We start from the raw sequence: 14,065 nt of genomic DNA on the forward strand, positions 1-14,065 counted from the left end.
TTGTGGCATTCGGTGCCCATCAGGCGTCGGTGGCGCGAGCGGCAACAGCCGGGCTTTCATGGTAAATCTTGTCCAGAACACCGTTGATGAAAGCGCTGGAGTCTTGTGATCCGAAGCGCTTGGCCAGTTCAATGGCTTCATTGATGGACACGCGCGGCGGAATGTCGTCCCGATACAGCATTTCGTAAAGGGCGATGCGCAATATGTTTCGGTCCACCGGCGACATGCGATCGACCCGCCAATGTTCGGAAGCGGCGGCCAGGTGTCGGTCGATGTCCGGTTGATGGGCGCTGACTCCATCCACCAGGAGCTTGGCAAAAGCCCTGGGTTCCCGAGGCAGCTCAAAGCATGCACAGGCCAGTTCAAAGGCGCGGTCCGGCGCCATGTGGTTGAGGTCCATCTGGTAGAGCACCTGAAGCGCCATTTCTCGGGCTTGACGACGTGTTCCCATAGTGGCTTTTAGATGCTTTTCAGGAGATTGGCCATTTCCACCGCGGCCATGGCCGCTTCAAAGCCCTTGTTGCCAGCTTTGGAACCTGCCCGTTCGATGGCCTGTTCCAGGGTGTCTGTGGTGAGGACACCAAAGGTGACCGGCACTGAGGTTTCCAGGCTCACGGTGGCAATGCCCTTAGCCACTTCATTGGCCACATAGTCGAAATGGGGTGTGGCGCCGCGAATGACGGCCCCTAAACAGATCACCGCATCAAAGCGGCCGCTGTCGGCCAGTTTTTTGGCCGCCAGCGGAATTTCATACGCTCCGGGCACGCGATAAACATCGATGCGGTCCTCGCTGGCTCCCGTCCTTCTCAAGGCATCCAGAGCCCCGCCGAGAAGCCGTTCGCAGATAAAGTCGTTGAAGCGGCTGACCACGATGCCGAACGAAAGACCTTCGGAGCGCAGCTGTCCTTCATGCACTTTCATTTTGGACCCCTTCCAACGTGAAGCACTGGAGCACATGTCCCATTTTTTTGCATTTGGTTTTCAGGTAATGGAGATTGCATTCGTTGGGTTCAATTTCGATGGGCACCCTGTCGGTGACCGTGATGCCGTAGCCCTGTAGGCCGACGATTTTTTTGGGGTTGTTGGTCATGAGGCGCATTTTGCGCACGCCCAAGTCCACCAGGATCTGTGCGCCGATACCGTAGTCACGAAGATCCGCCTTAAATCCCAAGGCTTCGTTGGCTTCCACGGTATCGTAGCCTTGTTCCTGAAGGGCGTAGGCCTTGATCTTGTTGATGAGCCCAATGCCCCGCCCCTCATGATTCCTCATGTACAGCAGCACGCCTCGACCCTCCCGATCGATTTGCTTCATGGCCGAGCGGAGCTGATCACCGCAGTCGCACCGCAAAGATCCAAACACATCGCCGGTCAGGCATTCCGAGTGGACGCGCACCAGCACCTCATCGTCGGGCCCAAAGGATCCTTTGACCAGAGCCAGATGCGTGAATTCGTCGATGGCATTGGTGTAGGCGATGACGCGAAAGTCATGGCCGTACTTGCTGGGCAACTGGGCTTCCGCGACGCGCTGCACGAAGCTTTCCGTGCGCATGCGGTATTCAATGAGGTCGGCGATGGTGACAATCTTGAGGTTATGTTCCGCGGCGAATTTTTCCAGGTCCGGCATGCGGGCCATCGTCCCGTCGTCTTTCATGATTTCGCAGATCACACCGGCCGGTTTCAAGCCGGCGAGTCGCGCCAAATCCACGGAACCTTCCGTCTGGCCCGTGCGCACGAGAACGCCACCCTTTTTCGCCCGCAGAGGGAACACATGGCCCGGGCTGACCAGATCTTCCGGGCGAGCGTCATCGGCCACGGCTGTCAGAATCGTGTGGGCTCGATCCGCTGCGCTGATCCCCGTGGTCACCCCGGTGCGGGCCTCGATGGAGACGGTAAAAGCGGTGCCAAAGGACGACTTGTTATGCTGGACCATCATGGGCAGTTGCAGTCGATCCACCCACTCCGGCGCGAGAGCGAGGCAGATGAGGCCTCGGCCGTATCTGGCCATGAAGTTGATCGCCTCCGGGGTCACCTTTTCGGCGGCGATACAAAGATCGCCCTCGTTTTCCCGGTCCTCATCGTCCACCAAAATGACCATTTTGCCCTGACGAATGTCCTCCAGAGCTTCAGGTATAGTTGCCAGCGGCATGAGAAAACTCCCTTCCCACAAGGAATAAAGGGGCTTAGGGGATTTTCTCGCCCCTCATAAAAGGCACCCGACCGCAGCGGATGCCGGAACGCGTGACCTATAACACGGTGGAAGGGGAGACTCAAGACGGCTTGTGTCAAAGAAAGCCATGCCGTTTGAGAAAATCCGCGTCGACGCCTGTAGGCCGCGCCCTTGAGGCGTCCGTGGGCGCCGCGTTCCACGCCTGCAGCATGTTATGAACGTATTTGGCGATGATGTCCGTTTCGATATTGACCGGATCGCCTGGAGAGAGCATGCCGAGCGTGGTGATCTCGGCCGTGTGCGGGATGACGTTCACATCGAAGCGGCCCGGCGTGCAACCGTTTACGGTGAGGCTCACACCGTTGACGGCGATGGATCCTTTGGCCACGATGAACGGAGAAAGTTCTTCCGGGACCGTGAAAGCAAAACGCCAGGAACGTCCTTCTATTCTCTTTTGGGTGAGCGTGCCCACGGCGTCCACATGGCCTTGCATGAGGTGCCCTCCCAGGCGATCTCCAAGCCGCAAGGCCCGCTCCAGATTGACCACAGCCCCGGAGTTCTTGCTTCCCAGAGTGGTTTTTGACAGGGTTTCGGCGGAGACATCCACGCAAAAGACCGGGCCTTCAAAAGAGACGACGGTCAGGCATGCGCCGTCCACGGCCACGCTTTCGCCGAGGCTCATGTCGGAAAACATCTTTTCGGATCGAAGGACCATGCGAGCGTCCACCCCGCGGCGCTCCAGGCGCAGCACGGTCCCTCGACACTCCACAAGACCTGTAAACATTCAGCTCACCTCAACCTGAGGAGCTTGTCTGAGAACACCGTTAGTCGAAGCGACGCAAGCCGCGACGGCTTATCGCGCCGTGCGGCGCTCCTATAGCCTCAAGCCAAAAGGATGCGGCCAGACCATTCTCTGAAACCTCTGTGAGGAGCCTGTCCGAGAACGCGTTTTCGCCTCATGGCGCTCTAGCAATCGAGCCTGTGCGCATCAACCAAGCTGCTAAAGTAATTCCGGCGAAAAACGTCCGTAGACCAGGATGTCCTGCCCCACTCGGCGCGTCTCGCACGCGTAAAGGGGGACCGCCTCGCCCAGGGCGAGCCGGGATCTCCCTTGAAACATGGGTACACCGGACGCGTCGCCAAGAATCTTTGGTGCGTAAAAGAAATAGCAGTCATCAGCCAGGCCGTGATCCAAAAACGCCCCCTGAATGCGTGATCCTCCCTCCACCAAGACACTAGTGATGGAGCGCCGACCCAGCTCATTCAAAAGGGCCTTTAGGTCCACGCCGAAAGGATCTTGGAAGGGCAACACAACCACCTGAACGCCTTGGGCGGTGAGCCGTTCACGAGCTGCCTTTGGGGCAATGTCGCTGCAGGCCACGAGCACAGGGTTTTGTTGCGCGGTTCGAACGAGCTGCGAAGCCAGGGGCAAGCGGGCCTGGGTGTCCAGGACGATGCGCACCGGCTGGCGGTAGGTTTTTGCACCCAAGCGTGCCGTGAGCAGCGGATCGTCGGCCAGAGCTGTCCCAATGCCCACCAGCACGGCGTCCATAGTGGCCCGCATTTTGTGGACGAGCCGACGAGAAGCTTCGCCGCTCACCCATCGAGAGTCGCCTGTACGCGTCGCCGTGCGTCCGTCAAGAGTGGCGGCGCATTTGAGCGTCACATGGGGACGGCCCTGCGTGACCCACTTGATGAAAGGTTGATTCAGGGCGCGGCATTCTTTTTCCAACACGCCCATGGTGACGGAAAGCCCGGCTTGGCGCAGACGCTCGGCCCCGCCCCCTGTCACTTTTGGATTGGGATCGCTCATGCCGATGACCACTCGAGCGATCCCCGCCAGCAGAATGGCTTCTGTACAGGGTGGCGTACGCCCATGATGGTTGCAGGGCTCCAGCGTCACGTAAAGCGTCGCTCCGTGCGCCGACCTTCCGGCGCGGCGCAGGGCATGGACTTCCGCGTGAGGCCCCCCCAACTGTTGATGAAAGCCCTCCCCCACGACGTGCCCATCCCGAACCACCACAGCTCCGACTATAGGGTTGGGGCTCGTGCGCCCGCGGCCTTTCACGGCCAAGCGGATGGCCCGCCGCATAAAGTGCTCGTCTTGTGGCATGAAGTCCGTCATGGCGTCATGGGTTTCCGTGCATGCTTACGGACGTGAGGGCCCCAAATCTTTTCACCATGGCGACAGCCTTATCACCTACAGACATGCACCGGCCTTGGGACACGCACCGGCCGCGGACGTGGAACTCCAGCCCCGAGTGTCATCGTCTACCCAGGCGTTCAAAGGAAACTGTTGGCAAAAGGCCGCCACATTCCTTTTCAGTTCGGCCAGGCGGCTCTCGTTGTCCACGGCATTCAAGGCCTGATGAATAAAATCGGCGATGAGCTGCATGTGCGACGGTTCCATGCCGCGCGTGGTGACCGCGGCCGTGCCGATGCGTATGCCGCTGGCGGTGTTGGGCTTCTGCGGATCAAAGGGAATGGAGTTCTTATTGACGGTGATGCCCGCACGATCTAGGGTTTGTTCGGCTACTTTTCCCGTGATGCCCTTGTTCCTGAGGTCCACGAGCATGAGGTGGTTGTCGGTGCCTCCGGAAACCAGGCGGTAACCCAGGTTGCACAGGGCCGAGGCCAAGGCTTGACAATTGGCAACAATGCGCTGCTGGTATGCTTTAAAGGCCGGCTGCAAAGCTTCGTGAAAGGCGACAGCCTTGGCGGCGATCACATGCATGAGCGGGCCGCCTTGAATGCCGGGAAAGATTTGGCTGTCCAGCTTCCTGCCCAGGTCCAGGTCGTCGGAGAGGATCAGACCCCCGCGAGGCCCCCGAAGCGTCTTGTGGGTGGTGGAAGTCACGGCATGGGCATAGGGGACCGGGTTCGGATGAAGGCCTGCGGCCACCAACCCGGCGATGTGGGCCATGTCCACCATCAAATAGGCCCCGATGTCGTCACACACGTGCCGAAATTTTTCGAAATCGATGAGGCGTGGATAGGCGCTGGCTCCGGCTACAATGAGTCTGGGCCGATGTTCCCGAGCCAACCGCATCATTTGGTCGAAGTCGATGGTTTCCGTGTCGGGATGCACTCCATAGGAGACCACGCGAAACAGCCTTCCGGAAAAGCTCACGGGACTGCCGTGGGTGAGGTGCCCTCCTTGGCGCAGGTCCATACCCATGATGGTGTCACCCGGTTCCAGCAACGCGAAATAGACGGCCATGTTGGCTTGGGATCCGGAGTGGGGTTGAACATTGGCGTAGCGGCACTGAAAGAGGGTCTTGGCCCTCTCTTGTGCCAGGGATTCGGCCACATCCACGTGTTCGCAGCCCCCGTAGTAACGCCGTCCCGGATACCCTTCGGCGTACTTGTTGGTCAGCACGGATCCTTGAGCGATCCGCACGGCATCGCTGACGAAGTTTTCTGAAGCAATCAGTTCCAGTTTGGTGCGCTGCCGTGTCTCTTCGTCACGAAGGACCTTGGCCATGGCCGGGTCCGTCCTCTCCAACGAGCTCATGTTCATTGAGGGTTTCTCCAGAAAGAAGGATTGTCCAGTAACTCCAAACGGCGACAGTGGCGGCCCCCTTCAAAGGGTTCGGCCAGCCACACGGTGACGATTTCCATCGCCAGATCCGGGCCGATGAAACGCCCGCCCAGGCACAGAACGTTGCTGTCGTTATGGCGCCGGCTCATCTTGGCGGCGTAAGGCTCTGAAGCCAGCACCGCCCGCACGCCGGGAATTCGATTGGCCGCCATGGACATGCCGATGCCGCTGCCGCACACAAGAATGCCGCGATCTACTGTGCCCTTGGCCACGGCGCGGGCCACTGAAAAAGCGTAGTCCGGATAATCCACCGAATCGAGGCTATGCGTGCCGATGTCTCGGACCTCGTGGCCGGCGCGGCGCAGGTGTTCCGCAATCTTTTCCTTGAGTTCGTAGCCGGCGTGATCGGCACCGAGCATAATTTTCATTGCCCCAAACCCCTCAAGCGCCCTTGCCCTATTGCGTCCATTTTCGAAAGACCACGGTTCCGTTGGTGCCGCCGAACCCAAAGGAGTTGGACATGGCCACGTGCACCTCGGTCTTGCGGGCCACATTGGGCACGTAGTCCAGGTCGCATTCGGGGTCGGGGGTTTCATAGTTGATGGTGGGCGGAATGGTGTCGTGATAGATGGTCAGCACCGTGTAGGCTCCTTCCACACCCCCGGCGGCACCCAATAAATGGCCGGTCATGGACTTGGTGGAACTGACGGCCAGTTTCTTGGCATGGTCCCCGAAAACCGTCTTGATGGCCAGGGTTTCCAGGCGGTCGTTGAGATCTGTGGAGGTGCCGTGGGCGTTGATGTAGTCTACTTCCTGAGGGGCGATGCCCGCATCGTTCAGAGCCGCCCGCATGCATAGGACGGCGCCCGAGCCGTCGGGGGGCGGCGCCGTCATGTGGTAGGCATCTCCCGAAGCGCCGAAACCGATCACCTCCGCGTAGATGCGAACGCCCCGTTTCTTGGCCCGTTCCGCTTCCTCCAGAATGAGCACCGCGCTGCCTTCTCCCAACACAAAGCCGTCCCGGTCTTTATCAAAGGGACGGGAGGCCTTCTCCGGTTCGTCATTGCGCGTGGACAGGGCTCGCATGGCGTTAAAGCCCCCCACACAAAGGGGAGTGATGGTGGATTCCACGCCGCCGGTGATCATGATGTCAGCGGCTCCATCTCGAATCCAGTGAAAGGCAAGGCCGATGGCATGGGTCCCCGCGGCGCAGGCGGTTTGGATGGACAGATTGGGCCCTTTGGCGCCGTGCTGAATGGAGATGAGTCCCGAAGCCATGTTGCCGATGAGCATAGGAATGAAAAAGGGGCTGATCTTGCGGGGTCCCGATTGCAAGAGTGTCTTATGAGATTCTTCAATGCTGGTCAGGCCTCCCAAGCCGCATCCCATGACCACGCCCGCTCGAGGAGCTTCCGCGGGATGGATGGTCAGTGAGGCGTCTTGAATGGCCAATTGGGCGGCGGCGATGGCGTAGGTGAGAAAGATATCCATCTTGCGCAAATCTTTTTTGGGGATGAATGCTTCCGGCTGAAACCCTTTGACCTCGCCGGCGATACGGGTGGCGAAACCTTCCGTATCAAAGCGGGTGATGGGACCGATGCCTGAGACGCCGTTGATCACATGAGTCCAGTTCTGTTCCACGCCGATCCCTAGAGGCGTGACCATTCCCAATCCTGTGACCACCACCCTTCGCTTTCGGTCTTCTGCCATGATGCCCTCGTCGTTGGTTGTCCTGAAAATGGTGCGAGTTGTTTCCCGTGCCTATCCCATGAACATGCCGCCATTGACATGCAAAACCTGGCCTGTGATGTAACCTGCGGCATCAGAAGCCAGGAAGCGCACGGCGGCGGCCACTTCCTCAGGTGTTCCCGTACGCCCTGCAGGAATCTGCGCCAAAAGAGCCTGTCGGGCGTCTTCTCCAAGAGCCTGGGTCATTTCCGTTTCAATGTAACCGGGAGCGACGGCGTTTACGGTGATGTTTCGGGAAATGACCTCGCGGGCCAGAGAGCGCGTCAGGCCCACGATGCCGGCCTTGGCTGCCGCATAATTGCACTGGCCGGCGTTGCCTGTAAAGCCCACAACGGAAGTGATGTTGATGATGCGTCCATGGCGCTGTTTGAGCATGGGACGCATGGCGGCCTGGCAGCACAAAAAGACGCCTTTGAGATTGACGTTAAGGACCTCGTCCCAATCGGATTCTTTGAGGCGAGGGAAAATGTTGTCCCGCGTGATGCCGGCATTGTTGACCAAGACGTCCAGGCGCCCCAGAGAGTCGGTGATCTCCTTGAAGGCCTTCTTGACGGCTTCGGAATCCGCCACATCAAAAGGGCTGAGGACCGCCTGCGCGCCTCGGTCCGCAATGGCGCGCCCGGTTTCTTCCGCAGCGTCACGCCCTGACCTGTAATTGACCACCACCGTGGTGCCGAGTTCAGCAAAAGCCACGGCCACCGCTCGGCCGATACCACGACTGGCGCCTGTGACCACAACCACTCTGGCCTGTGCCATGAGGACCTCCCTTCGCCATGCAACCTGCTGCGCGCGCCAGCCTCAAAGCGCCCGGCCTTGAACCTCGGCAACGCGCCCCTTTTTCCGAGATCCTGCCTAAAAACTCCTTTTCGCTCACCGGCAATCGAGCCATTGCGTCTGGTTATGGCCCATATGGGGGGCGAAAATAGGTATTTTCGGGAGAGTCTGCCAGGAGCCTGCTCGAGAACACCTTCTTTCGGAGCGGTGCAAGCCGCGACGCCTTATCGCGCCTTGCGGCGCTCCTACGGAAGGAAACGAAAACGGCCCCGAAAACCCATTTTCGCAGACACTCCTAGGTTTCGCCGCGTCGAACGCGGTCAATAAAGGCCGGCAGGAATTCAAAAAGATCGGCCACCACCCCGCAAGAGGCCACGTCAAAGATAGGGGCTTCCGGGTCCTTGTTGACGGCCACTATGATCTTGGATCCCTGCATGCCCACGATGTGCTGAATGGCCCCTGAGATGCCGATGGCTATGTAAAGTGTCGGGGAGACCGTCTGTCCCGTTTGGCCCACCTGATGGGAAACCGGCACCCAGCCTTCTTCCACGGCGCTGCGCGATGCGCCGACGGCTCCCTTGAAAAGCCGCGCCAGTTCTTCCACCATTCGAAAATTTTCCGCTTTCTGCAACCCGCGCCCTCCGGAAATGATCACCTCGGCTTCGGAAAGTTTCGCCGTGGTGTCTTCCTCGTCAATCTCCTTGAGCACTTGCACGCGGGTAAGAAAGACTTCTTCGGGCAGAATGACAGGTTCCAGGCGGCCGTTGCGCGGGTCCGGCACCGGCCGCATGACTCGAGGGCGCACCGTCGCCATTTGAGGGCGACCGTAGGGGCAGATAATGGTGGCCATAACATTGCCGCCGAAGGCGGGACGCGTCTGCAGGAGCAGACCCTCATCGCTGATGTCCAGATCAGTGCAGTCGGCGGTGAGGCCCGTTTGCAGCATGGCGGCGACGCGGGGAATGAAAGATCGGCCTATGGAGGTGGCCCCGGCAAGAAGGATTTCCGGCTTTCGGCGTCGCACCAATTCCACAAGGCACCGGCTGTAGGCTTCATCCGTAAAATGCTTTAAAGCGGGGTGATCCACCACATAGACCACATCGGCACCATAGCGCAGCAGTTCCTCCGCGCTGTCCCCTAGGTTTTCTCCCAGGAGCACGGCGGCGCACGGAACACCTTTTTTGTCCGCTAGGCGCCGAGCCGCGCTTAGGAGCTCATAACTTACGGGGTGCACCCTGCCGCGGCGCCATTCCGCAAAAGCCCATACGCCCTTATAGGTGGCTGCGTCGGCCGCGGCGCCGGAACCCACCTCCGGCAGCGTGATGGCCTGAAATTCACAGGTGTCCACGCACATTCCGCACAAGGTGCAATCGTCGGACACCTCGGCATGGGTTTCCAAAACCGTGATGGCCCCCACAGGGCACACATCCTGGCAAACACCGCAGGCCGTGCATTTCTGCAGATCAATCAGCGCTTTCATAGACCAGGAACCTTGGCTTCCTTCAAGTATTGGTAAAGTTTTTCCACTTGCTCGGCCACCGACCCTTCCAGCATCCATCGGTCCGAACGCTTCGGTGGACTAAAAACGCGCACCACTTGCGTAAAGGAACCTCGAAGCCCCACGCGATCTTCCGAAAGCCCCACATCCGCTAAGCCCCACACGGGAATGACGGCCTTTTTGGCACGCATCTTGTGCTTCAAGGATGGAAGCCTCGGATCGCCGACATCGCGAAGGACCGTCACCAAAGCGGGCAAAGGTAACAGCCATTCTTCAGTGCCTTCATCGGTTTTGCGCACCACTTGAAGGTGGCTGTCGCCTTGGAGTTCCAGGTGCTTGACGAATGTGGCGTAGGGAATGTCCAGGATCGTGGCCACTTCAGGTCCCACCTGCGCCGTATCCCCGTCGATGGCTTGTTTGCCGCAGAGGATCAGGGAGACGTCTTGCATTCTTCGAATGGCGGCCGACAAAACCGTGGCAGTCGCCCACGTGTCTGCCCCGGCAAAGGCCCGGTCACTCAACAGCACTGCATCATCCACGCCTCGAGACAGCACTTCCCGCAAAGCTTCTTCCGCCTGAGGGGGGCCCATGGTGAGGGCCGTGACATGGGCGCCATGCTGGTCTTTGAGGCGCAGGGCGGCTTCCACGGCAAAAAGATCAAAAGGGTTGATAATGGACTCCACCCCTTGGCGGACCAGGGTGTGGGTGTGGGGGTCGATGCGCACGTTCTTGGCATCGGGAACTTGCTTGATGCAGACGACGATTTTCATTGCTCTACCCCCCCCGGTAAAGGCCCTGAACAGCTGGTTCAAAAACACCCTTTATTACGAAGCGAAACGACCCGATCCGAAAAGTTTTTTGGAGGAACCGGCGCGCGCTGGTCCGCACATTTGCGGCCTGCCTTTTAAAAAAAGCTTTCCTTCATGCGACCGTATTCCTTGTTGAGTTCCTGGCCGATGATATTTCTTTGAATTTCATTGGTACCTTCGTAGATCTGAAGAATCTTGGCATCGCGAAACATCTTCTCCACGGGATAATCCCGCATGTATCCGTAGCCTCCAAGGATTTGGACGGCTTCCGTGGTTACTTCCATGGCCGTATCGCTGGCGAGAACCTTGCACATGGCGGCCACCTTGCTGGCATCGGGCGGGTCCGTGTCCAGATGGCGCGCAGCGCAATAGATCAAAGCGCGAGCGGCTTCCGTTTTAATGGCCATGTCCGCCAACTTGTGCTGAATTGCCTGAAAAGTGATGATGGGCTTGCCGAATTGAATCCGCTTTCGCGCATACTCCACGGCGATGTCCAGAGCGCCTTGGGCCAGCCCCACCCCTAAAGCTCCAATACCCGGTCGGGATTTGTCAAAGGTTTTCATGGCAATGATAAACCCCATCCCTTCGCGGCCGATAAGGCGGTCCTTGCGAATGCGACAGTCCTGAAACACCAGCTCCCGCGTGGCCGAAGCGCGAATGCCGAGTTTCTTTTCCTTCTTTCCGAAAGTGAACCCGGGATCCCCCTTTTCCACAATGAAAAAGCTGGCCCCTCGAGGCCCTTTGGTCTTGTCTGTGACCGCCAACACGCTGTAGATGTCCGCTTCTCCGCCGTTGGTGATCCATTGCTTGGTCCCGTTCAAAACGTAAAAATCGCCGTCCTTGACGGCGGTGGTGCGAATGGCCGTCACGTCGCTTCCGGCGCCCGATTCGGTGACGGCAAAGGCGGCTAGCCTTTTTCCAGAGGCAATGTCTGGAAGGTAGGCGGATTTTTGGGCTTCCGAGCCGTAGAGCAATATGGGGTACGCCCCCAGGCCACTGGCGGCAAAGGAAGTGGCCACACCAATGCAGGCTCGAGCCAGTTGTTCCACGGCCAGGCAATTCTCCAAAATGCCGCCGCCCAAACCGCCGTATTCTTCAGGAATATAAACACCGAACAAGTCCGATTGAGCCAAGATTTTTAAAATCTCCGTGGGGAACTCTTCGGCTTCATCCAACTGGGCTCGCACGGGTCGAATTTTTTCCCGTGCGATTTGTTCGGCCAATTCCTGAATCATCCTCTGCTCGTCGGTCAAAAAGTAATTCAAGGCTGTCCTCCTTTATCGGATTCCGGCTTTTTGGTGCTGAATCGCCATGGGCCTTTGAGTCCGGCAAGCATCCATCGTGTATAGTGGCTTCGAACCGCCGCCAAGTTTTCTAAGAGTTCCTCATCCTTGGCCATGCGCGGGGAGAGTTCCTGTCGAACGTAACTTTCGGCTTCCAGGATGGCGTTGGCGATTTCCCGGGCCCGAGAGCGACCGTGGGCGATGAGCACGGTTTTCCGCACACCCAGTAACGGAGCGGCTCCCAGTTCCTTAAAGGCCAGTCGGTGCAACCAGGGTTCGAGCGGAGAAGCCTCTCGGTTTGAAGAGGGCTCGAGAATGCCGTCCCCATAAGCTTCCATGCATTGGCGGGCGGCATCCGACACCCCTTCCAAAAGCTTCAGCAAGGCATTGCCTACGAAGCCATCACAGACCACGCCATCCACCGTGCCATGAAAAAGAGTGTGCGGTTCCACGTAACGCACGGCAGGGGCGGAAGTCTCGGCGAGAAGCTTCATGGCACCCTGAATGGTGCGAGGGCCCTTGGTTGGTTCATGCCCGATGTTGAGAATGCCGATGCTGGGATGGGGACGGCCGCAAGCATGCTTCAAAAAAGAAACTGCCAAAAAAACCGTCTGCGCCAAATGAATGCTGCCGGACTCACTATGAGCGCCAGCGTCCGCCAGAAGCAGGTCGGGCCCGAAGGATGGCAAGAGCACGCCTAAGGCCGGCCGCTTCAGTCCGGGAATGAGCCCCAGATGGTGCGATGCGGTGGCCACAATGGCCGCGCTGTTACCCGCACTCACCACCGCATCGGCGGCGCCGCGCTGCAATTGATCCATGGCCACGTAGAGTGAAGATAGTTTCTTTTTTCGAAGGGCCAAAGGACCGAGGTCCCCCATGTCCACAGTGTCCGGGGCATGGAGGACGTCAACCGCCGGTGAGTGTTTCTCGAAAGCCAGGCAGCGATGAAGGCGTTTTTCGTTGCCAACGAGAAGGATTCGCGCATTGGTGCGGGTTGAGGCCTGGAGCGCGCCCCGCACAACCGCATCGGGGGCCGCATCCCCCCCCATGGCATCGACGGCGATGACCATCGGCCCAGCCATTCAAAGGTCAACGCCCCCGTTCTAAACTTCTTCGGTGACCAAGACCGGCTTGCCCTTATAAGACCCGCACGAGGGACAGATGCGGTGCGGCATGACGGGTTCATGGCACTGAGGGCATGTGGACAAGGAAGGAGCCGTCAGATGCAGATGGCTCCGGCGTTTGTCTCGTCTTGATTTGGAAGTTCTTCTCTTCGGTACGGCCATGATATGCATCTCCTTGTTTGGCAGCGTCAGGGATTTCCAGGTTTGAGGCTTCTCAGCACCGCAAAGGCCGAGGAGGCCTGGGTTTTTTGACACGCACATGGTTCTCTGTTGAGGTTGGCCCCGCAGCCGGAACATAATCCTCGACAGGTTTCGGAACACAAGCATCGCATGGGAATTTCCAGGAACACCTCTTCGGCGATCATACGGTCCACGTCGATGATTTCACCATCAAAAAATTCGTATTCCAATTCATCCGGCTCCAGCTCCACCTCTTCCTCATGAGGCCCGTGTTCTTCATGGAAAAGAAGAACCCGCACGGTGCGCTTCAAGACCGCTGCATATTCGTCAAGGCACCGATCGCACCGTAAGGTCAGCTGTCCCGCAATGAGGCCCGTAACTTCAACGTGGTCGGGCTTCTTGTGAATTTCCAGATCAGCGTTCAGTGGGCGCGCCAAGGAAAACCCTTGAGGATCGTTGGGCGGCAGCATACGTTCCAAACGATCCTTCGTCCAATGGACATGAAGCAGGCGCCCTGATTCTGGAATTTCGTCCACACGGATTCTCATGCTCGCCTCTCTCGGTCACGCGTAAAGCGCTAAGTATAGGCATCGACGCGCCTCTGTCAAGCACACTTTATGCACTGAGTCAGGCTGTCCTTAAGGCGGGCAGACGGTTTTTTCCGGCGCCCTTTTGACCGCTCACCCACAATTTCCAGGAAGCTGTTCAGGAAGGCCTTCCTCTGACCTTTCTACCGACCCGTCTGTCTCAACAGATAGACGGCGTCCTTGTGGTCCTCAGATTTCCGGACGCACCGCGTTCCTTCAGGACCAGGGATTTGCTCACTCCATTGTGCTCAGAGGGACCGGCTTCTGCTGGTCCGCAAGTCCGCGGACGGCTGGGAGACCGTCCCTTCGAAAGCCAGGGCGCGCAAACCTTCGAGCCAGAAACCAGAAACCTC

The 14,065-nt window shown here is 58.7% G+C and carries 15 protein-coding genes; all 15 read right to left on the bottom strand.

The window, feature by feature from the left end; all coding sequences use genetic code 11:
- Positions 1-19 precede the first annotated feature (19 nt).
- The 15 genes from nusB to ACUVSA_RS05450 all read right to left on the bottom strand — a co-directional run bounded on the left by nusB (position 20) and on the right by ACUVSA_RS05450 (position 13,673).
- Complete coding sequence (gene nusB / locus ACUVSA_RS05380; RefSeq protein ID WP_445892517.1) at positions 20-451, bottom strand: transcription antitermination factor NusB; 432 nt, start codon at positions 449-451, stop codon at positions 20-22.
- Positions 452-459: 8 nt separating this feature from the next.
- Positions 460-921 carry a 6,7-dimethyl-8-ribityllumazine synthase gene (ribH, locus tag ACUVSA_RS05385; RefSeq protein ID WP_445892518.1) on the bottom strand — a complete coding sequence of 154 codons (462 nt, stop codon included), beginning with the start codon at positions 919-921 and terminating at the stop codon, positions 460-462.
- A complete protein-coding gene (locus ACUVSA_RS05390) occupies positions 908-2,146 on the bottom strand; it encodes a bifunctional 3,4-dihydroxy-2-butanone-4-phosphate synthase/GTP cyclohydrolase II (protein ID WP_445894057.1) in 1,239 nt (412 codons plus the stop codon). The genes ribH and ACUVSA_RS05390 overlap by 14 nt, the downstream gene beginning before the upstream one ends.
- A 136-nt stretch (positions 2,147-2,282) precedes the next feature.
- Entirely contained in the window at positions 2,283-2,951 is a 669-nt protein-coding gene (locus ACUVSA_RS05395; RefSeq protein WP_445892520.1) for a riboflavin synthase, read from the bottom strand.
- Positions 2,952-3,167: 216 nt separating this feature from the next.
- On the bottom strand, positions 3,168-4,292 hold the full coding sequence (gene ribD, locus ACUVSA_RS05400; protein ID WP_445894058.1) for a bifunctional diaminohydroxyphosphoribosylaminopyrimidine deaminase/5-amino-6-(5-phosphoribosylamino)uracil reductase RibD: 1,125 nt from the start codon (positions 4,290-4,292) through the stop codon (positions 3,168-3,170).
- A 75-nt stretch (positions 4,293-4,367) separates the two neighbouring features.
- Positions 4,368-5,681, bottom strand: coding sequence for a serine hydroxymethyltransferase (gene glyA / locus ACUVSA_RS05405; RefSeq protein WP_445892523.1), 1,314 nt, complete (start codon positions 5,679-5,681; stop codon positions 4,368-4,370).
- Between the two features lie 2 nt (positions 5,682-5,683).
- Positions 5,684-6,136 carry a ribose 5-phosphate isomerase B gene (rpiB, locus tag ACUVSA_RS05410; protein WP_445892522.1) on the bottom strand — a complete coding sequence of 151 codons (453 nt, stop codon included), beginning with the start codon at positions 6,134-6,136 and terminating at the stop codon, positions 5,684-5,686.
- Positions 6,137-6,164: 28 nt separating this feature from the next.
- Entirely contained in the window at positions 6,165-7,418 is a 1,254-nt protein-coding gene (gene fabF / locus ACUVSA_RS05415; RefSeq protein WP_445894059.1) for a beta-ketoacyl-ACP synthase II, read from the bottom strand.
- Between the two features lie 51 nt (positions 7,419-7,469).
- Positions 7,470-8,213 (bottom strand): 3-oxoacyl-[acyl-carrier-protein] reductase, encoded by a 744-nt coding sequence (gene fabG / locus ACUVSA_RS05420; protein WP_445894060.1) that lies wholly within the window; start codon positions 8,211-8,213, stop codon positions 7,470-7,472.
- Between the two features lie 313 nt (positions 8,214-8,526).
- The gene (locus tag ACUVSA_RS05425) at positions 8,527-9,711 is read right to left on the bottom strand and encodes an FAD-binding protein (RefSeq protein WP_445894061.1); all 1,185 of its coding nucleotides are present in this window, start codon (positions 9,709-9,711) and stop codon (positions 8,527-8,529) included.
- Positions 9,708-10,499 carry an electron transfer flavoprotein subunit beta/FixA family protein gene (locus ACUVSA_RS05430; RefSeq protein ID WP_445892807.1) on the bottom strand — a complete coding sequence of 264 codons (792 nt, stop codon included), beginning with the start codon at positions 10,497-10,499 and terminating at the stop codon, positions 9,708-9,710. The genes ACUVSA_RS05425 and ACUVSA_RS05430 overlap by 4 nt, the downstream gene beginning before the upstream one ends.
- A gap of 134 nt (positions 10,500-10,633) precedes the next feature.
- Positions 10,634-11,803 (bottom strand): acyl-CoA dehydrogenase family protein, encoded by a 1,170-nt coding sequence (locus ACUVSA_RS05435; protein ID WP_445892806.1) that lies wholly within the window; start codon positions 11,801-11,803, stop codon positions 10,634-10,636.
- Complete coding sequence (locus ACUVSA_RS05440; RefSeq protein WP_445894062.1) at positions 11,800-12,903, bottom strand: phosphate acyltransferase; 1,104 nt, start codon at positions 12,901-12,903, stop codon at positions 11,800-11,802. The genes ACUVSA_RS05435 and ACUVSA_RS05440 overlap by 4 nt, the downstream gene beginning before the upstream one ends.
- 21 nt (positions 12,904-12,924) lie before the next feature.
- A complete protein-coding gene (gene rpmF, locus ACUVSA_RS05445; RefSeq protein ID WP_445892804.1) occupies positions 12,925-13,107 on the bottom strand; it encodes a 50S ribosomal protein L32 in 183 nt (60 codons plus the stop codon).
- Between the two features lie 26 nt (positions 13,108-13,133).
- Entirely contained in the window at positions 13,134-13,673 is a 540-nt protein-coding gene (locus ACUVSA_RS05450; RefSeq protein WP_445894063.1) for a YceD family protein, read from the bottom strand.
- Positions 13,674-14,065 lie beyond the last annotated feature (392 nt).

Source organism: Desulfosoma sp. (assembly GCF_052743555.1).